A 21036-nucleotide genomic window follows, 5' to 3' on the forward strand; every position below is an offset into this window, starting at 1 on the left:
TATCATTCTCACTACTCATAGTTATCATTCATGCTGTCCCGGCTAAGCCGGGGCAGCATGTGTCATTTTAGGGGTCTTAAGAATGGCTCTCATTATCATTTAGACAAAACAAAACGTATGCTCCCGAAGCAAGTTTTGTTGCGAAGAGAAGTCAATGAAGTAATCCTACACAAAACTTTCAGGATGGTGATTATTATGCAAGCAACATCAAAACATTTACCCCAGCAAACCTCAATCTCCGGCAGCATGAAGAAACCAGGCGCTCCAAAACGCCGGTTCGATCTGAGAGCCATGCTCAGCAACTCCGAGATGCAGGCTGCGCTTGGCAGCGGAGTACTTATGCTTTTTGCTTGGGCTATGGGCAGCTGGTCAGAAGTTTTCTCTATAGTACTTTATGTTATTTCGTATACCATTGGTGGCTGGAACAAAGCCAAAGAAGGCATTGAGACGCTCGTCAAAGAACGTGATCTCGATGTGAACCTGCTGATGATTGCGGCCGCACTAGGCGCAGCTACCATTGGGTACTGGAATGAAGGTGCTATGCTCATCTTTATTTTTGCGCTTAGTGGAGCTTTAGAGAGCTATACGATGGAACGGAGTAAGAAGGATATTTCCTCACTTATGGCCTTGAAACCTGCCACAGCCATGCGGATTGAAAAAGGAAGCATGAACGAGGTAGCTATTGATCAGTTAGTAATTGGAGATCTGTTGCTTGTACGTCCAGGGGATCTTATTCCTGCAGATGGCAAGGTGTACAGAGGAGAATCGGCAGTAGATCAGGCTTCCATTACAGGAGAGTCAGTGCCTGTTGAAAAATGTGCCGGCAGCGAAGTATTCGCAGGTACGGTCAATGGAGAAGGTCCGCTTTATATTGAAGTAACGAAATCAGCAGAGAACACACTTTTTTCCAAGATCATTAAGATGGTAGAAGAAGCAGAGTCGGATGTTCCAAACTCACAGCGATTCATTAAAAGACTGGAAGCCATCTATGCACGGGTAGTCGTTGCCTCGACTGTGGCTCTTATTTTCCTTCCACCCTTTTTGCTGGACTGGAGCTGGAGCGCAACCTTTTATAAAGCGATGGTTTTTCTTGTAGTAGCCTCGCCTTGTGCGTTGGTCTCATCGATTATGCCTGCGATGCTGTCGGCCATTTCCAAAAGTGCACGAAAAGGGATTTTATTTAAAGGCGGGGTCCACCTCGAAAATATGGCCCGGACCTCTGTTGTAGCTTTTGATAAGACAGGGACCCTTACAGAGGGAACTCCGCAGGTGACAGACTTTATTGCAGCTGAAGGCTACAACCGGGAAGAATTACTGGCGATTAGCGCATCCATTGAGCATATGTCCCGCCATCCATTGGCGGAAGCCATTGTGCGTAAAGCTGAGGAAGAATATCTGGAGCTGCGAGGTGTGCAGGAAAGTAAAACCATCACTGGCTGGGGAATTGAAGGTCAAGTTGACGGGCATCTCTGGAAAATTGGAAAGTCCAATTTACTGGATGAGCTGACTTCGTCTGCGATGGATTCTGAGCTAGCATTCTGGAGAACTAAACGGCAGCAGTTGGCGGAAGAGGGGAAGACTGTCTCCATTATTTTGGACGGTGAGCATATTGCAGGTATGATTGCATTGCAGGATACAGTTCGCCCACAAGCAGAAGCTGCAGTGCGGAAGCTGCAGGAGCTGGGGATTAAAGTGGCTATGCTTACGGGTGACCGGGAAGCTACAGCAAAAGTTATTGCGGCTTCAACCGGAGTAGATTTAGTATTTGCCGACCTTTTACCAGAGGATAAAGTAAAGCATATTAAGGCGCTTCGTGAAAAGCACGGTAATGTTGTGATGGTGGGTGACGGTGTGAATGATGCGCCTGCTCTGGCTACAGCGACTGTTGGCATGGGTATGGGCATGAAAGGCAGTGGTGCAGCGCTTGAGATAGCCGATGTAGTGCTTATGAATGATAATATTGAAGAGATCGCCTCGACCATTTCATTGGCACGGCGTTCACAGCGTATTGTGAAGCAAAATATGATTTTTGCTGTAACAGTAATCGCGGTTCTGATGATCAGTAACTTTGTGCAGGGCATCGCCCTTCCTTTTGGCGTGATCGGTCATGAAGGCAGTACGATATTAGTTATTCTTAATGGGCTGCGATTGTTGCGGTAAGAGGTCAGTGATGTTATTGCGCATTATTTATTACCAAAAATTAAATTGTTCACAAATGATTTTGCCCTGAGGGAGTCTGGCATATTGACATATTTGCTTTCAGTTAGCATAATTAAAACTACATTATAATTATTTTAAATAAGAAGCGACGTCACTGCCGTCTAACTCAAGGAGGATATAGATATGTATAAATCAATAATTGTTGGAACCGGACCGGCGGGGTTGACTGCCGCTATCTACTTGGCTCGTGCCAATTTGAACCCACTAGTAATCGAAGGACCCCAACCTGGCGGACAATTGACCACCACTACAGAAGTGGAGAATTTCCCGGGATTTCCTGATGGGATTATGGGTCCAGACTTAATGGATAATATGCGTAAACAAGCTGAACGTTTTGGTGCGGAATTCCGTACGGGTTGGGTGAACAGTGTAGAACTTGGAGAACGTCCTTTTAAGCTTAATGTTGAAGGATTGGGTGTTCTTACGACGGATACCTTGATCATTTCCACTGGCGCTACGGCAAAATACCTCGGTATCCCAGGCGAACAGGATAATGTGGGACGCGGTGTGAGCACCTGTGCTACCTGTGATGGATTCTTCTTCCGTAATAAAGAGATCGTGGTTGTTGGCGGTGGTGATTCTGCGCTTGAGGAAGCGGGTTTCTTGACTCGTTTTGCCTCCAAAGTAACTTTGGTACACCGTCGTGAAGAACTACGTGCTTCCAAGATCATGCAGGATCGCGTTCGCGATAATGTTAAGGTAGCTTGGAGCCTGAATCGTACTCCTCTGGAAGTAACTTCTGGAGATAAAGGCGTGAGTGGACTAAAAGTGCTGAACAATGAGACAGGACAAGAAGAAATCATTGAAGCAAGCGGAGTGTTTGTGGCGATTGGCCACCATCCTAACACTGCATTCTTGGGTGGACAAATCACAACTAATGCTGAAGGTTATATCATGACTAATCCCGGTACTTCTGAAACTAATATCCCAGGCGTATTCGCTTGTGGTGATGTGCAGGATACCCGTTATAGACAAGCGATTACGGCAGCAGGCAGTGGATGTATGGCAGCTATGGATGCTGAGAAATACATTGAAAGTCTGGAACATAGCGCGGTCATTCTGTAATTTGGTTTAGCAAACTCCCAGTGCTACAATAAATAACATAACTGTAATCTTCCATAGGAGGTCTAATGATGGAAAATGTAATTGTATATACTTCAACAAATTGTCCACATTGCCGTCAGGTGAAGAGCTTTTTGAGCGAAAAAGGCGTAGCCTATGAAGAACGTAACATCGAGCAGAATGATGATTACGCACAGCAGGTTTGGGATATGGGAATGAGAGCTGTTCCTGTAACTGTAATTGGTGAGTACAAAATCGTGGGGATGAACAAAACTCAGTTCGACAAAGCATTGGCGACTGTTAATTAAATAAGATTTCTGCGAAGAAATTCAAAAGGTCGCTTCCATTTTGGAGGTGATCTTTTTGTGGTCTAAGTATACAAAAATAGCCTGACGCTAATATGCGCAGGCTATTTTTTATGATGTAAATCGCAAAGTTCAATTTAAGCTTGAGTGAAAGAGGTAATGATCTGAAATAGGACGTATACAGCAACACCGCTGCCGATCAGAATGAATCCTGATTTCTTTTTGGCTTGAAAAAAACGGAGCACACCGAGACTGATCAAAGGGGCAATAATGAGCAGAAAAAGCAACACAGTGATGAACATCTGTGCCGAGATATCAGACGTATCAACATAGGTCATGGACTCGCTCTCCATTTCAAAAAAGGGGTTGTAGTGATAAATGTCACACTAACTTATCCTTTATTATATAGGATTTAAGTTGCTTTTACTGCACTTTTGATCCACCTAAATGCGGCAATTTTACGTCAATTCTATCCGCTTATGAATTTCACTCGTGAAACTGTCCCGCAAAATCGTTGTCCATTAGACTACATTAAACGGTGACCCGAATATCGCCTAGAAAATGCATAACCGCAGAGAACCCCGCGCCTATCATCGTGCCCCGGCTGCCCAGCTTGGAGAAGGTAATCTCGAGCTGCTGCTTATGATAAGGAAGCGTACGCTCCGCGACAACCCCGCGAAGAGGCTCCCCTAACCAGGCTTCTGCTTCGGATAAAGCTCCACCGATGACAATCAGCTCTGGATTAAAGCTATTGATTAGATTCGTTACTCCGATGCCGAGATATTCACCCATAGATGAGAAGTGGCGCAAGGCGTCTTCTTGTCCAGCGGCTGCATAACGGACCAGTTCTTGTGTAGTATGAGCAGGGAGGGAGAACTCGGAATGGTCATAGGTTTTCTCCGAGGCATATAGCTCCCAACAGCCACGACTCCCACAACTGCACGGCTTGCCTTTTGCTTCAATCGTCATATGTCCGGTCTCGCCTGCATATCCTCGTGCACCTTTGTACAGCTCGCCGCCAATAATAATACCGGATCCGATCCCTGAACCCGCACTGATGTAGAGCAGATGTCTAACATCTTTTGCCGCCCCAAAGTTCAGTTCACCTTGTGCACCTGCGTTAGCTTCGTTATCAATAGTAACTGGAACCGCGAATTCCCCCTCCAAAATACCCCGCAGGTCGACCATTTCCCAGCCAAGGTTGGGAGCAAAAAGAACAATCCCGTTCTCATCCACCATCCCGGGGACACCTACTCCGATGCCGACGATACCGTATGGGGATTCAGGTGCTTTATCAATCAAGTCTGAAATTGTTTTTTTCATCCGTTCCAATACATAAGGCAGAGCATGATTGTCCAGGGAGAAATCGCTTTCGAAAAGAATGCCACCACTTAAATCACATAAGACGGCTGTCAGCTGCTTCACTCGCAGCTCTATGCCGATTACGCTGCCAGCCATGCTGTTAAAATGCAGCATTAGCGGTTTACGGCCGCCACTGGATTGACCTGGTCCAACTTCAGTCACTAATTCTTGAGCGCATAGCTCTGCCACCAGATTGGATACGGTAGCTTTATTCAGTCCGGTCATCTCTGAAACCTTGGCGCGCGAGAGCGGAGAGTTCCTTCGAATAGTATGTAGTACGATCGATTTATTGATTTTTTTGACCAGCGCCTGATCTCCGGTAACCTTCACGAATCACACATCCTTTTTAGCATAGTTCCCTTTTGTTGTATGCCACTTAGTCTAGAGTGATGTGCTGGAAATTGCAATACATCGGCAGAAAAGAGGAAATCTATGTTTGTTGGATTTTTTGAATATTAAACGGATAGGCAAGGGAGACTTAAAGAGGCGGAAATTTTATAAAAAAACTTTGTTTAACCAATATACAAAGTCAAAAAGATGTGTTAAGATGATGCTGTAAACGCTTGCTAGCGTAGCACAATATGAGGAGGATTACACAATGGCTTATTTTGAGACAGTGAACAAAATCTCTTACGAGGGAAGCCGTTCCACCAACCCTTATGCATTTAAATTCTACAATCCTAAAGAAGTCGTAGCCGGCAAAACTATGGAGGAACATCTGAAATTTGCAATGGCTTATTGGCATACATTAACTGCTGGCGGTTCTGATCCGTTTGGCGCTGAAACTGCAATTCGCAGCTGGGACAAATTGAATGGTCTTGATAAAGCTAAAGCTCGCGCTGAAGCAGCATTCGAATTTATGGACAAGATGGATTTGCCTTACTTCTGCTTCCATGATGTAGATATCGCACCAGAAGGCGCATCTTTGCGTGAGTTCTACAGCAACATCGACACTATCGTTGATATCCTTGAACAAGGCATGAAGACTTCCGGCAAGAAATTGCTGTGGAATACAGCTAATATGTTCACTAACCCACGTTATATGCACGGTGCAGGTTCTACACCTAACGCTGATGTTTTCGCACATGCAGCAGCACAAGTGAAGAAAGGTCTGGAAGTTGGTAAACGTCTGGGCGCAAGCAACTATGTATTCTGGGGCGGCCGTGAAGGTTACGAAGAATTGCTGAATACAGATATGGGTCTTGAACAAGATAACATTGCACGTCTGTTCAGCATGGCTGTAGATTACGCTAAGGAAATTGGTTTTGATGGTCAATTCCTGATCGAACCTAAACCAAAAGAGCCTACTAAACATCAATATGATTTCGATGCAGCAACAACAATTTCGTTCTTGCAAAAATACAAGCTCGACAAGCACTTCAAGCTGAACCTTGAAGCTAACCACGCTACGCTTGCAGGTCATACTTTTGAACATGAACTTCGTGTAGCTCGTATTAATGGCATGCTTGGATCACTTGACGCTAACCAAGGGGATACACTGCTTGGTTGGGATACTGATGAATTCCCAGTTAACATCTACGATGCAACACTTACTCTTTATGAAGTATTGAAGAATGACGGTCTTGGCAAAGGCGGAATTAACTTCGATGCTAAAGTACGTCGTCCTTCCTTCGAGCCAGAAGATCTGTTCTTGGCACACATTGCTGGTATGGATACTTACGCAAAAGGCTTAAAAGTTGCTGCTAAATTGATCGAAGATCGCGTATTCGAAGACTTCGTTGACAAACGCTACAGCAGCTTCACTGAAGGCGTTGGTGCAGACATCGTTTCAGGTAAAGCAACATTGGCTTCTTTGGCTGAATATGCTTTGAACAATGAGAACCCACGTCCTAACCAATCCGGACGTCAAGAATACCTGAGAGCTACCCTTAACCAATACATCTTGGCTGAGTAGTTTTTACAGGGAGCTTGAAGCTTAAGCTTTGAGTCCAGTTTGAACAAATGCAACGGGGGTTGCTGAAGAGAGCATTCTTCGGCAGCCCCCTTTTTGTAGCCAAAACTAAGCGGATGCTTACGAAGTAAGTTTTATTCGAGGTAACTCAACGTAGTAAACGCTCATAAAACTAAGCAGATGCTTACGAAGCGAGTTTTATTGCGAAGAGAATCAAGAAGCTAAGCTCCATAAAACTTTTAGGAGGTCAAAAATGAAATACGTTATAGGTGTTGATTTGGGGACTAGTGCAGTGAAGACTGTTCTAGTGGACCCGCAGGGGAAGGTGGCTTTTGAGCATTCTGAGTCCTACCCGCTAAGCAGACCCCAACCGAACTGGAGTGAGCAAAATCCTGAGGATTGGGTAAAGGGCACGCTGGTCAGCCTGCGCCGTCTGATTGAAGTATCAGGCATTGACCCGTCTCAAGTAGACGGTCTAAGTTTCTCCGGACAAATGCACGGATTGGTACTGGTAGATAAGGAAGGGCAAGTGCTGCGTCCAGCTATTCTTTGGAATGATACCCGTACTACTGCACAATGCCGTAAGATTGAGAAGACGCTTGGAGCGAAGTTGATCGATATCGCCAGAAACAAAGCATTGGAAGGTTTTACACTGCCAAAGATTCTGTGGGTTCAAGAGAATGAACCAGAAGTATTTTCACAGGCGCATCAGTTCCTGCTGCCAAAAGACTATGTACGCTATCGGTTGACGGGTGATTATGCAATGGATTACTCCGATGCTGCCGGAACGTTGCTATTGGATGTAGGCTCTAAAGAATGGAGCGCAGAAATCGCAGAGGCTTTTGAACTTCCACTTTCTCTTTGTCCTAGATTGGTAGAATCCTTTGAACAGACTGGAACCTTATTGCCGGATATTGCTGAAGCGTCAGGTCTTTTATCTTCAACAAAGGTATTTGCTGGTGGTGCGGATAATGCTTGTGGCGCGCTCGGAGCGGGTGTATTGGGAGAAGGCCGGACCATGTGCAGTATTGGTACATCTGGTGTAGTTCTTTCTTATGAGAGCAATAAAGATTTGAATCTCGAAGGCAAAGTCCATTTCTTTAACCATGGTGAAAAAGATGCCTACTATATTATGGGGGTTACACTAGCTGCTGGTCATAGCCTTACGTGGTTTAAAGAAACCTTTGCGGCGGACAAAAGCTTTGATGAGCTGTTAAGCGGAGTTTCCTCTATTCCAGCTGGCAGCGGCGGCCTGTTATTCACTCCTTATATTGTAGGAGAACGTACACCACATCCAGATGCAAATATTCGCGGAAGCTTTATTGGTATGGATTCAGGGCATACGTTGACGCATTTTACACGAGCAGTATTAGAAGGCATTACCTTCTCACTGCGTGAATCCATTGAGATTGTACGTGAGTCAGGCAAAGAGATTACAGAGATCATTGCAATTGGTGGCGGGGCTAAAAATGAGGCTTGGCTGCAAATGCAGGCTGATATTTTCAATGCATCCATCGTGAAGCTGGAAAGTGAGCAGGGTCCGGCAATGGGAGCAGCTATGCTGGCGGCTTATGGAAGCGGATGGTTCACATCCCTTGCGGAATGTGCAGAAGCGTTTATCCGTCCTGCTGATGTTTATAAACCAGATCCGAAACAAACGGCAATCTATGATGGTCTATTCAACCTCTATCAGGAAGTTTACGGCCAGACCCGCGAATTGAATAACAAGCTGGCTGCATATCGCCAATAAAGCGCCATTTATCTATCTGTCTGATATAAAAAAGGTCTTTCGCATCTGGCGGAAGGCCTTTTTAAAGACCATCTTCTTTATAGAGGTGATGAACGGCAATATTCAAAAATGTTGCCGTTTTCATTTTTCTTCTGTAAAGTATGGAATATCTCCAAGGTAGTGGCAGCCTGTAAATGAGATAGCGAAGGTTTCGGGGGGCGAAAGGCCATGTTTCAATGGTTTGTTAAGGTGCTGAATGACATCAAAATCCGCAATAAGCTGCTGCTTGCTTTTTTACTGACTACACTTTTGCCGGTATTACTGGTAGGTGGTTATCTTACGATTGAGATGAGGACCATGGCGTTTGAGAACGCACTGGAGCAAGCTTCAATTAACGTAGATCGGGTAAAAAAAAGAACAGAAGAAGTCATCGGTGTATCGCAAGATATAGCGTATCGATTGTCCAATGATGCCCGGCTGAAAAAACTCGCCATACGCCAGTATGTAAGCACTTATGATGTGGTTGAGGCTTATCGTGATTACACTGATATGCGTGAATACCTAAGATTATATAAAGACATATCCAACATACGTTTATACACTGATAATGCTACGCTGCTTAACAACTGGGAGCTGATCAATCCTTCGTCTGCCATTAAGGAGAGCCAGTGGTATCAGAGAGCACAGCGGTACGATAGCCTCGTCGGTTGGGAATATATAGAGGATGAGCGTGATCAGCGGAATTATTTAAGCCTTGTCCGCAAAATCGAGCTGGAGGGCTCCAGTAAAATTGGCGTGCTCGTTATTAATGTAAACAGTCACCAGCTAACTTCAATTCTGAGCCAGGAATCATTTGATACCATGATCGTGGATGATCAGGATAACATCATTGCTGCGAACCGGAGCGATCGAACAGGAAAGAAACTGGAAGATGTTTCTTTTGATACAAAGCTTTTGGGGCAAGGAAGCGGGAGCTATGAGGCAGAAGTAGATGGTGAAGCCTCCAAAATAGTGATAGAAGAACTTAAACCACAAGCCAGCCGTAACGCCCTGCGAATTATTTCTGTTTTTTCTATTGATAGTATAGTCAAAGAACCTAATCGGGTGATTAAGCTTTCGATTACCGTGATTGCCGTAAGCGTTTTATTGGCCTTTTTAATCATATATAGTTTCTCTTCGTTATTTTCACGTAGATTATTGCAGTTAAGCAGACATATTAACCGCGTTAGTACGGGTGATTTTGACACTTCATTAAAAATTGATGGCAAAGATGAGATTGCTCTGCTAGCTCGTCAGTTCAATTCTATGGTGCGGAGTATTAACGATTTGATGTTCGAGGTACAGGAATCTAATGACCAGAACAGTCTGCTGGAACAGAAACAGAATGATATCCGTTTTAAAATGCTGGCAAGCCAGATCAATCCTCATTTCTTGTTCAATGCGCTGGAATCTATTCGTATGGAGGCCCATATGAAAGGGCAAGTGGAGATTGCACGGGTAGTGCGTCTTCTTGGCAAAATGATGCGCAGTAATCTGGAGGTAGGCCGAAGTAAAATTTTGCTTAGCCAGGAGCTTGAAGTGGTTCGTTGTTATTTGGATATTCAGCAATTCCGTTATGAGGATCGTTTGAAATATCAATTTATTGTAGACCCTGCCGTCGAATCACTCTACATCCCGCCGCTGATTGTGCAGCCGCTTGTGGAAAATGCGGTGATTCATGGACTGGACAACACGATGGATGGAGCAATGGTTACGGTGAATATCAAGCGTGAGCAGAATCATGCGGTCTTTACCATTACCGATAATGGAGCCGGGATCACTCCGGACAAGCTGGAGCAGATCCGTTATACCCTTGAGGTTCGTGATGAGCAGGAAGAGGCACGGATCGGGCTGCGCAATGTACACGACCGTTTGAAGTTATCCTACGGTGTTGAATATGGACTGAATATCGAAAGCCGGATGAATGAAGGAACATCTATTACGTTTCGTATTCCAATGGAGGACATAAATCTATGATCAAAGTATTGATTGTTGATGATGAGCCAAAGCTGCGGGAAGGCCTTCGGGCTCTAATCCCTTGGGAAGAGCTGGGGTATACGGTGGTGGCTACGGCCGCCAACGGCTTGCAAGCTCAGGAGAAATATCATATTTTTTATCCGGAACTGATTGTGGTGGATATCCGCATGCCTGGTATGGACGGGCTGGAGTTAATCGGTGAGCTGCGCGAAGAAGGCTCGACCAGCCATGTGCTAATTTTAAGTGGTCATGCGGATTTTGAGTATGCCAAACGAGCCATTTCTTACCGCATTGACGGCTATTTACTGAAGCCGGTGGATGAGGAAGAGCTAATCAACTATTTGGAGGAACTCAGAGTCACGATCGCTCAGGAAGATCGCTTTAGCCGCTGGAATGAAGAGGAGCCTGCCCGTAATCGCGAAAGCCTGCTGCGTGCATTGCTGCAGCCTTCAACTGCGGAGGAGGGGGAGCATGATCCTGCTAAGCATGCGGCAGCACTGGGTCTTAAACCAGACCGTGTCGAAGTGATCCTACTCGAACTACTCGCGCCTGCGGGCGGCAGTGAGGAAGGAGAGCGGGCCGTTAAGGCCGCGGTAGAACAGTATTTTGGCAGCAGTGAAGAGCGGATGTTTTTCACGATGCCGCCATATATTGGATTCCTGCTGCAAGAGCCGCTACCAGGAGAGCAGGAACAGGAGCGGCTGATGGAAGAGCTTTCTTCCTTAATTTGCCGCGAGGGGTACGACTTCAGTGCAGCAACTGGAGGCCCAGTAGCTGGACCAGAAGAGGCGGCACAGTCTTTTCAAGTGGCGCGTGAACTGCTGCGCCGGGCATTCTTTTACCGCAAAGGGATTCTGATCAGCGCCGATCTCTCCGGTATGTTGTTTCCTGGAGTGGCTGAGGCGTACGCCGAAGAAGGGCAGGATGCGGAGAGCCGCCTAATGCTGGCTGTTGAAACCGGAAGCCGCGCTGCCATTGAACCGCTAGTGGATACGATCTGTGCGGAGCTACTGGCTGCGGGCAGTGAGGAGCAGCAGATCAAAGATACATTTGTGCGGATTCTCAGCACGGTGTTGGCCCGTCTCGAACCGGTCTATCCAGAGATTCGTAGCAATGCCGCTAAGCATTCCCCGCCGATCGGTGAGCTCTACCATAGTCACTATCTGGTAGACCTGCAAGAGCAGGCCGTCAATTTCATGGCGGAGATCGCCGATCAAATGTCCAGTGGCAGCAAAGGGAATGAGATCAAAAAAATTACGGAGCTAATCAACCGCCGTTACAATGAGAATCTTAAGCTTGAGACCTTATCCGAGTTATTTAATTACAACAGCGCATATCTAGGTAAAATGTTCAAGAACACTACCGGTGAATACTTCAATACGTATGTTGACAAAGTGCGGATTGAGAAGGCGAAGCAATTCCTAGCACAAGGCATGAAAGTATATGAGGTGGCCGAGAAAGTAGGGTACATGAACCCCGATTACTTCAACGCCAAGTTCCGTAAATATGTAGGGCTCTCCCCGAGTTCTTTTCGCAAAAACATCTAAAATAGAAGCCCAAAAAGCCACAGTTGCAGTTCAGGTATAACCTGAGCTTTAGCTGTGGCTTTTTTTTCTTAAATTAAAGCTACTTCACTAATAATAAATCTAATCGTTGCTGCAATTCTTGATTTGCAGGGTCTTTTAGAAGGGCTAGAAGTAACTCTTGAATTTGATCCATCTCTTTAAAAGGTTCATTTTGCACATATTTGTCATGTATTCTGGTTTCCAAGGTATATCCATAATCGAACCCTAATGTTGAATACGTCGAAAGGGCAGCAATTTTACTCGCTTGCTCTACAGCAAGAATGCTTGGTGTTGAGGATCGTTCTAATTCCAGTCTTAGACCGTCGAGTTCTGATGTCAGATTAAGGTCCAACCTATCCATTAATCTGTTATGACTTACGTTGTTATTGAATTGAAATAAATTTAGTGTCAATAATACTGCGGCGATAATCAATAATAATATCTTGATGTTTTTGTTTTTCATTGCTCTCCTATTACCCTCCTTCAGGATAAGAAATTGCAGGTACAACAGATAATGTCGACTCGGTATGTGCATATAAGGAATATGTATCTGAAATAGTTAAAGTACTGACGGATCAGGTAATATTTTCTAGCTAAGATGATATTAAAGTAATTAATTTTAATTGAACCATACGGAGGTTTTCGTTGAGGAGCAGGGCAGGGGTTACGGGTATACTTGTTACGCCTCATCTGAGAGCACATTACAGTCTTCATTCGCGGGTATGACGGACTCCAGAGTCGTTATTTGGGCTATTTCGAGTCCAATTTCGATTTATCGGACTCCATGTACGTTATTAGCTGCAAATGTTCTCCAAAAGGTGGTTTTTTAAGTGAATAAGGTCTTTATAGTCCGCCTAACCCAATAAGAAGTGCAATTTGCTTAAATAGGGTCATTTCAGTCCGCGCCTTCGCTTCCGGCCACGTTCACTTATAGAACGTTGGCTCGGGGCGTTTTTTAATTATGGGGTGAAGTATTAATTGTGTGAAATAGACAGGGGATTAAGTATCGTATTGATTTATGAAATTAAATAATTTCACTTGATTTTATTTTCAGTAAATTCATGATTATTTTCAGTGTTTTCAACGATGTATCCGCTTTATTTTGGCTCTAAATCTCTAATTTTCACCTGATTTTAGGTCGAATTTATAGGGTACTGCAATCGCTTACAGAGATTTAGAATATAGACATAGAGAGGAGGGGCTTTATGAAAGCGGACACAGTAACTTCTCAAATCCCGCCGGATACCCGAACACGCAACAAAAAGCCTGCTTCAGGAGGACGGTTTTGGAGAAGCTTTAAGAATCAAAAGTACTTATGGATGATGTCGATACCTTTTGTGATCTGGGCATTCGTCTTCAGTTATCTCCCATTATGGGGCTGGACGATGGCTTTTCAAAAGTACAAGCCCGCACGTGGCTTTTTTGAACAAGAATGGGTAGGTTTTGAACACTTTAAGACACTGTTCAGTGACTCGCAATTCCTTCTGGCGCTGCGTAATACGCTGGCGATGAGTGGAATGGGCTTAGTCGCAGGATTTATCTTTCCAATAACGTTTGCAATATTGCTCAATGAAGTGCGTCTTGGCTTCTTTAAAAGATTTGCTCAAACAGTCTCGTATTTGCCCCACTTTGTATCATGGGTGGTTGCAGCGGGGATTGTAACTAAAATGTTATCTGGTGAAAATGGTCTTGTAAACGATATCTTGTTAGGAATAGGATTCATAGACGCACCTATCCAGTTTATGGCCCAGGGCCATCTCTTCTGGGGAATCGTTACCTTATCGGATGTCTGGAAAGAGACCGGATGGAACGCCATCATCTACCTTGCAGCTATCGCAGGTATTGGGCCTGAATTGTACGAAGCGGCCCGGGTAGACGGTGCCAGCAGGCTTCGTCAGGTATGGCATATTACACTTCCGGGTATTCGCCCAACAATTACTGTACTACTCATTATGTCGGTGGGTAATTTGCTCAATATCGGCTTTGAGAAGCAATTCTTGCTTGGAAACAACCTCGTTACCGACTATTCTCAAGTGCTAGACTTGTATTCACTGAAATACGGACTGGGCATGGCGAGATATTCCTACGGTACTGCGATCAATATATTCAACTCAGTGATCAGTGTAATTCTACTGTTTACGATTAATGGAATCTTCAAACGTACAACAAAAGAGAGCCTTCTGTAGCACAGAAGGCCCTTCTACCCAATCGTGGCAGTAAATTGCCCTTTTCATGAAAGGAGAGCATTACAGTGGGAAATTCAGCTATCACCGGAAAGTCATGGTCAGACCGGATCTTTGATTTCTTTGTATATTTTGTAGTACTGTTCGTGGTTGTAATCACGATTTATCCGTTTTTGAACGTGCTTGCAATCTCACTGAATGATTCAGTGGACAGTGTGCGCGGTGGAGTGACCATCTATCCCCGGGATTTTACCTGGGACAATTACCTAAAGATCTTCACTTTCTCCGGATTAATCACCGGGTTTAAAATATCCGCTTTGCGGACAATTATCGGTACTTTGTTCGGACTGATCAGTGCCTCGATGCTGGCGTTTACGATCAGCCGCCCTGACTTTGCAGGTCGCAAGTTTGTTTCCACATTCTTGGCAATGACCATGTATATCTCAGGAGGAATGATTCCAATATATATGCTGATCAAGGATCTGCATATGATGAACAGCTTTGCAGTCTATGTATTGCCTGGACTGGTTAGTGCCTTTAACGTCTTCGTTATCCGCTCCTTCATCGACGGCCTGCCGTATGCGTTGCAGGAATCGGCGAAGCTGGATGGAGCCAATGACTTTACTATCTACTTCCGGGTTATTCTGCCATTGATGAAGCCAGCGCTAGCAACGATCGCGCTGTTCCTAGCAGTAGGTCAATGGAATGCTTGGTTTGATACTTATCTGTACAATGGTTCAAGCCCTAACTTGACCACATTGCAATATGAATTGATGAAGGTTCTACAGACCACAACCAGTGGTAACGGAGGCGACTACCGCTCCAACATTGCTTCGCTGGCTTCCAATCAGGTCTCGCCGGAGTCGCTCAAAATGGCGATTACGATTGTCGTAACCGTACCGATCCTGTTGGTTTATCCGTTCATTCAGAAGTATTTTGTTAAAGGTATGACACTTGGTGCTGTGAAGAGCTAATCACAGTTCAACGGGGGAGCTTAGTCTCCCCTATGCTTAAAACCTATTGTGTATCCGTTTTCTTTTGGCAAGCTGGGTAAAGTATTAACAGGTCTTCACCTGTGATACGATAGATAAACAATTTTAAGGAGGGTTTATTTAATGGGAAGTAATAGAAAGATAAAAGCCAAAGCTACGGCATTAACGCTCACTTCTATTATGCTGCTCGGTGTGCTTGCAGGCTGCGGCGGTAACAATGGCAACAACGGTAATGCTGCAGCTGGAAATACAGGCGGCAACGCAACTAATGCTGGAAATGCGACCAATGCGGCTGAGGATATTTCCCCGCTCACGATGACCTTCTTCAGTGCAGACCCTAACCCGAACTGGACAGGTATGCAAGATGAAGTTGGTAAAGTGATTACGGAAAAAACGGGAGTAACCCTAAATGCTGAATATGCAGTTGGTGATCCTCAACAAAAAGTAGCCTTGATCGCAGCGAGCGGTGAATATCCGGATTTGATCAGTGCTAAGACTGATGTCAGCAAGCTGGTGGATGCAGGCGCAATGCTTGATCTAACAGACCTGATTGAAAAATATGCTCCGAATATCAAAAAAGTATTGGGCGAAGAAGGCATGAAACGTTCACGTTACAGTGACGATGATCATGCGATTTATGCCATCCCTACCTATGCAGGTGTGGACAACAAATATTTTGATGCTGGTGGCGGATTTGAACTACAGCACCGTGCTGTTAAAGAAGCTGGATATCCTGCAATCAAAACTGTTCAAGATTATGAGAACGTAATCAAGGCTTACCTGGAAAAACATCCTACCGATGAAAATGGTAACAAAAACATCGGCCTGACTCTGAATGCAGACGATTGGTACATGTACATTACAGTAACTAACCCAGCATTTATTACTACTGGTTCTCCTGACGATGGTGAATATGCGATTGATATCGACACCCAAGAAGTAACTTATCACTTCCGTCGTCCGGCTGAAAAAGAATATTTCCGCTGGCTCAACCACATGAACGATATCGGATTGCTTGATCCAGAAAGTTTCGTTCAAAAGTATGATCAGTACAAAGCTAAAATCGCTACCGGCCGCGTTATTGGTTTGATTGACCAAGACTGGGGTTATGGCGATGGAGAAAGAGCATTGAAAGCTGAAGGCAAGCTGGATCAAGGCTATGGACACTATCCTGTAACCTTGTCTGAGGAGTACAAAGAAACCTCCTTCTGGCCTACAGGCTTCATGGGTGGTAACGGAATTGGGATCAGCGTAGATGCTAAAGATCCAGTTCGTGCAATTAAATTCCTGGACTACCTAGCTTCCGACGAAGGTCAAGTATTGGTTAACTGGGGTATTGAAGGCAAACACTACAATGTTGTTGATGGCAAACGTGTCATTCCTGAAGATGTGAACGACCGTAAATATAATGACACTACCAACTTCCAAAAAGAAACTGGCTTGGGTAATGTCGGATCAAACTATGCATTGCTGAGCGCTCACTATGGCGACGGTGTATTGGATCCATCTGGTAACTACTACACAACTCGTTTCCCTGAGCAAGTAACCGTAGGTTACAATGCGGTTGAAAAAGAAACACTTGCTGCTTACAAAGCAACCACTTGGAAAGACCTCTTCCCTAGTGAAGATGAGTTCAAAGTTAAACCTTGGGGCGCGGCATGGAACATCACGATTCCTGGGGATAGCGAAATCGTCGTTCTTGACAACAAGCTGAAGGATATCAGTTGGAAACGGATCCCTGAAGCAATCTTGTCTAAACCAGCTGATTTCGATAAAGTTTGGGATGCTTACATGGCTGAGCTAGATAAAGCTGGTGTAACGAAAGCTGAAGATTTGCGTGAAGAGCTGGTTAAACAACGCGTGAAACTTTGGAATGATTAATTATTAAATTTCGTCTAATACAATAAAAGCATGAAGATGGCGGGAAGTCCGAACGAAAGTCCGGGCCTCCCGCTGATTGCTTTTCACCGGTCATAACAGGACAGGAGGAATATACATGGGAGAGAGCAAGAACTCCGGACAGCATGAGTTATGGTACAAGCAGCCGGCGGCTGTATGGGAAGAGGCGCTGCCCGTAGGTAACGGCAGGCTGGGCGGCATGGTCTTTGGTGGAATCGAAGAAGAACGGATTCAATTAAATGAAGACACCTTATGGTCGGGTTTGCCGCGGGATAAAGCCAATTATGAGGCACTGCGGTATTTAGCCCCAGCCAAACAGCTAGTAGCAGAGGGAAAATACAAGGAAGCAGAAGCACTGGTGGACGCCAAAATGTTAGGCAGCCGGACGGAATCCTATCAACCACTTGGAGATTTGCGATTGAAGTTTAATTTTGCAGGTGCTGTAGAGGATTACGGGAGGGAGCTTGATCTGGATCGGGCGTTGGCTACGGTATCCTATACTGCCGGTGGTGTAAGGATCGTACGTGAAGTATTGGCCAGCAGACCGGATGAGCTTATAGCTCTTCATATCCGTGCGGAGGGGGGAGAGGGCCAAGCTACTCTGCCAGATTTCTGGGCGGATCTGGCATCACCGCATCCTTCCCACTCGGAGATTACTCCGGATGGCATGCTGATTATGACTGGCCGTGCCCCGTCGCATGTGGCTGATAACTACGTAGGGGATCACCCGCGTGCCGTATTATATGAAGAGGGCCTTAGCATAAGTTTTGCTGCGGTTATGGAGATCCAGACGGAAGGTGGGGCTTGTGCAGCGGAGAACGGCTCGCTGTTGATTTCTGGCGCGCACTCCATTACCCTTCGTCTGGCTGCGGCAACCGATTATGCCGGGTATGACCGGATGCCGGGAAGCGGTGGCAAGCTGCCAGCGGAATTGTGCCTAGAGCAGTTAGCTTCAGCCTCAAAAGGATACGCAGAGCTTAAGCAGCGCCACCTAGAGGATCATCAATCCCTGTTCCGCCGTGTGCAGCTGACGCTTGCATCTGCTGCCTCCCGGGGAGAGCTTCCGACTGATGAGCGACTGGCACAATACCGCGAAGGACAGACGGATCCTGAACTGGAAGCGCTACTGTTCCAGTATGGCCGCTATCTTATGATTGCTGGCTCACGGCCGGGGACACAAGCTCTGAATCTGCAGGGCATTTGGAATCCCAATATTCAGCCACCATGGAACAGCAATTATACGACAAATATAAACACCGAAATGAATTATTGGCCGGCCGAGTTATGCGGATTGGGCGAATGCCATGAACCTTTAATAGATTTTATTACGGAGCTTAGCGTGGCTGGCAGCCGTACAGCGAATATTCATTATGCCGCACGCGGCTGGACAGTACACCATAATACCGATTTGTGGCGGATGACTTCTCCATCGGACGGTAAGGCGATGTGGGCTTTTTGGCCGATGGGCGGGGTATGGCTCTCTCGCCATCTATGGGAGCGTTACGCTTTCCGTCCAGATGAGGACTATTTGCGCACAGCTTATCCCATATTAAAGGGAGCCGCATTGTTTTGTCTGGATTGGCTAGTAGAGCTGCCTGATGGAAGATGGACGACAGGTCTGTCTACCTCGCCAGAGAATGTATTTCTGACTGCTGACGGCACACCATGCAGTGTCTCGGCTGGCTCAGCTATGGATTTATCGCTTATCGCTGAGTTGTTCAAGCACTGCATTCAGGCTGCTGATATTTTAAATACCGATGTAGAGCTGCGTCAGGAGCTTATGCAGAAACAGAAACAGCTTGCCCACCAAGGGATCGCACCGGACGGAACTGTCCGCGAATGGAATGAGGATTTTGCTGAACAAGAGCCTGGGCATCGTCATGTTTCTCATTTGTATGACCTGTACCCTGGGAACGTAATTAGCCCTTCCTCCACACCAGAGCTAGCGGAGGCGGCAGCCTTAACACTGAAGAAACGTATAGAACATGGAGGTGGCCATACAGGCTGGAGCGCAGCATGGTTGCTTAATCTTTATGCGCGTCTGAAGGATGGCGAGAGTGCGGTTAGCTGTCTACGTCGCATTTTGCAAGATTCCAGTTTGCCGAACCTGTTCGGAAATCATCCTCCGTTTCAGATTGATGGAAACTTCGGCACTACAGCCGGAATAGCAGAAATGCTTTTGCAGAGTCATCAGGAGGGTCTGGAACTATTACCTGCTCTTCCAGAGGAATGGTCTGAAGGCAGCGTGAAAGGGTTGGTGGCACGTGGTGGCTTTGTCATGACTATAGAATGGAGCGGGGGCTGTTTAACAAGGGCAGAGGTTACCTCGACTCATGGCCGATCCTGCAGAATTGTTCAACACCAGCCTTTGCTCATTCAAAAACCGGATGGTACACAGATTGAAGGAGCGGGGCTGGAATTTGAAACAGTAATAGGAGAGACCTATATCATTACACCCCTAAAGAAATAATTCATATTGATCTGGTTTAGAGGCTGTTCTCAGAGTAGAATTATTCTACAGAGAACAGTCTTTTTTTGCCCAAGTCTTCATTATCTATTAAATGGAGGGTTTTGAATAAGTCTGTAGGAGCCGGAGGATCAGAATAATTATGTGGAAAAAACGCTTCACGTTGGCAAAAGTCATTCTTGGAGGAGTGATTATTTGCGCAGCCATTCCCCCGACATTGTATTGGACCTGGGGGCATGCTTATGCGGCCACGACTTCACCGACCGTTCGTTCTGTGAGTGAAATTGCCCAGAAGCTAACCGGTGCGATGAATAATCGTAGAGAGACTATCACTTTTACTTATGAGGGGAAAACCTCGAATTTAAAAACACAGATACAAACGGGTCTAGATCAAGCGATGAATAGCGATCCCTATTTGTATTACATCATAGATAGCTACGGATACACTTATCGAGGGAGCAAAAGTTCTGTAAAGGTTACGGTAGAAGTGAAATACTTGGAAACGCTGGAGCAGACCGCTTTTGTGAACAAAGAAGTAAAGGCAACGCTCAAGAAGATCATTACACCGGGCATGAATAATCATCAGAAGGTTAAGGCTATCCACGACTGGGTGGTGCTGCGTCTGAAGTATGATACCTCTTATCGTAAATATACGGCTTATGAAGGCCTGAAGAGTGGCAGTGCCGTTTGCCAAGGGTATTCGCTGTTGACCTATAAGCTGCTCAAGGAAGCGGGATTCAGTAATAAAATCGTCGAGGGCACTGCAAAACAGCCGGGAGGACGCAGCCAGTCTCATGCTTGGAATCTAGTGCTGCTCGAAGGGAGATGGTATCATCTCGACACAACTTGGGATGACCCGACACCTGATAAAGCCGGCGTGGTAAGCACCGCGTATTACTTGAAGACGGATGCACAAATGCGTCAGGACCATAGCTGGACGAAGTCTTATCCGGCAGCTTCGGTGGCCTATTATAAGACCTTGTCAGCACTTGTAGAGCGTGGAGGACAGAACGCCGGGGTGTATAAGCAGCTTCAGAAGGACCTTAATTATGAGCTGTATGCCGAGGAACGGATTGTACGTTCAGCAGCAGATTTAATTCAGCTGGCGAATAAGGCTGTCGCTTCAGGAGAGGGATCTTTATTATTCCGTTATCACGGTAGTGGAACCCAGCTGAAGAATGATCTACAGGAGTTATATAAACTTGGACTAGAGGAAGTGTCTTATTCTAGCACTTCTTTTGATAATACGGGTGATCTAAAAGTGTATGTGACTTGGGAATAGGCAAAGGGCTAAGTAAAATCAGGAGTTGAATATACTAGATTG

Annotated in this window: 15 protein-coding genes; 12 read left to right on the forward strand and 3 right to left on the reverse strand. The window is 45.7% G+C overall.

Annotated features, from left to right (window positions below; genetic code table 11):
• The first annotated feature begins 195 nt into the window (after positions 1–195).
• From NST45_RS00505 to NST45_RS00515, 3 genes are all read left to right on the forward strand, one after another.
• On the forward strand, positions 196–2160 hold the full coding sequence (locus tag NST45_RS00505) for a heavy metal translocating P-type ATPase (protein ID WP_339824544.1): 1965 nt from the start codon (positions 196–198) through the stop codon (positions 2158–2160).
• Positions 2161–2343: 183 nt separating this feature from the next.
• Positions 2344–3285: a thioredoxin-disulfide reductase gene (gene trxB / locus NST45_RS00510; protein WP_036680254.1), complete on the forward strand. Its 942-nt coding sequence runs from the start codon at positions 2344–2346 to the stop codon at positions 3283–3285.
• Positions 3286–3353: 68 nt separating this feature from the next.
• On the forward strand, positions 3354–3590 hold the full coding sequence (locus NST45_RS00515) for a glutaredoxin family protein (protein WP_036680252.1): 237 nt from the start codon (positions 3354–3356) through the stop codon (positions 3588–3590).
• A 134-nt stretch (positions 3591–3724) separates the two neighbouring features.
• Here NST45_RS00515 and NST45_RS00520 read toward each other — a convergent pair whose 3' ends face one another.
• Entirely contained in the window at positions 3725–3925 is a 201-nt protein-coding gene (locus NST45_RS00520) for a hypothetical protein (protein ID WP_036680251.1), read from the reverse strand.
• A gap of 193 nt (positions 3926–4118) precedes the next feature.
• The gene (locus tag NST45_RS00525; protein ID WP_076142241.1) at positions 4119–5279 is read right to left on the reverse strand and encodes an ROK family transcriptional regulator; all 1161 of its coding nucleotides are present in this window, start codon (positions 5277–5279) and stop codon (positions 4119–4121) included.
• A gap of 268 nt (positions 5280–5547) precedes the next feature.
• Here NST45_RS00525 and xylA point away from each other — a divergent pair, with 268 nt between their 5' ends.
• The 4 genes from xylA (at position 5548) to NST45_RS00545 (ending at position 12153) form a co-directional block, all read left to right on the forward strand.
• The gene (gene xylA / locus NST45_RS00530; protein ID WP_076142240.1) at positions 5548–6864 is read left to right on the forward strand and encodes a xylose isomerase; all 1317 of its coding nucleotides are present in this window, start codon (positions 5548–5550) and stop codon (positions 6862–6864) included.
• A gap of 250 nt (positions 6865–7114) precedes the next feature.
• A complete protein-coding gene (gene xylB / locus NST45_RS00535; RefSeq protein ID WP_076142239.1) occupies positions 7115–8611 on the forward strand; it encodes a xylulokinase in 1497 nt (498 codons plus the stop codon).
• Positions 8612–8818: 207 nt separating this feature from the next.
• Positions 8819–10606, forward strand: coding sequence for a sensor histidine kinase (locus NST45_RS00540; RefSeq protein WP_076142238.1), 1788 nt, complete (start codon positions 8819–8821; stop codon positions 10604–10606).
• On the forward strand, positions 10603–12153 hold the full coding sequence (locus NST45_RS00545; RefSeq protein WP_076142237.1) for a response regulator transcription factor: 1551 nt from the start codon (positions 10603–10605) through the stop codon (positions 12151–12153). Before NST45_RS00540 ends, NST45_RS00545 begins: the two co-directional genes overlap by 4 nt.
• Before the next feature lie 79 nt (positions 12154–12232).
• On the opposite strand, the gene NST45_RS00550 is transcribed toward NST45_RS00545, so the two are convergent.
• Positions 12233–12634, reverse strand: a complete 402-nt coding sequence (locus NST45_RS00550) for a hypothetical protein (RefSeq protein WP_076142236.1) — start codon at positions 12632–12634, stop codon at positions 12233–12235.
• 742 nt (positions 12635–13376) lie between these two features.
• Here NST45_RS00550 and NST45_RS00555 point away from each other — a divergent pair.
• From NST45_RS00555 to NST45_RS00575, 5 genes are all read left to right on the forward strand, one after another.
• Complete coding sequence (locus NST45_RS00555; protein WP_076100584.1) at positions 13377–14357, forward strand: ABC transporter permease subunit; 981 nt, start codon at positions 13377–13379, stop codon at positions 14355–14357.
• A gap of 65 nt (positions 14358–14422) precedes the next feature.
• The gene (locus tag NST45_RS00560) at positions 14423–15328 is read left to right on the forward strand and encodes a carbohydrate ABC transporter permease (RefSeq protein WP_076128700.1); all 906 of its coding nucleotides are present in this window, start codon (positions 14423–14425) and stop codon (positions 15326–15328) included.
• A 141-nt stretch (positions 15329–15469) separates the two neighbouring features.
• Positions 15470–17227 (forward strand): ABC transporter substrate-binding protein, encoded by a 1758-nt coding sequence (locus tag NST45_RS00565; RefSeq protein ID WP_080742630.1) that lies wholly within the window; start codon positions 15470–15472, stop codon positions 17225–17227.
• A gap of 115 nt (positions 17228–17342) precedes the next feature.
• Entirely contained in the window at positions 17343–19715 is a 2373-nt protein-coding gene (locus tag NST45_RS00570; RefSeq protein WP_076142235.1) for a glycoside hydrolase family 95 protein, read from the forward strand.
• A gap of 139 nt (positions 19716–19854) precedes the next feature.
• On the forward strand, positions 19855–20994 hold the full coding sequence (locus NST45_RS00575; protein ID WP_076128696.1) for a transglutaminase domain-containing protein: 1140 nt from the start codon (positions 19855–19857) through the stop codon (positions 20992–20994).
• Positions 20995–21036: the final 42 nt, after the last annotated feature.

This window comes from Paenibacillus sp. FSL R7-0163 (assembly GCF_037969975.1).
GTDB classification, from domain to species: domain Bacteria; phylum Bacillota; class Bacilli; order Paenibacillales; family Paenibacillaceae; genus Paenibacillus_AQ; species Paenibacillus_AQ odorifer.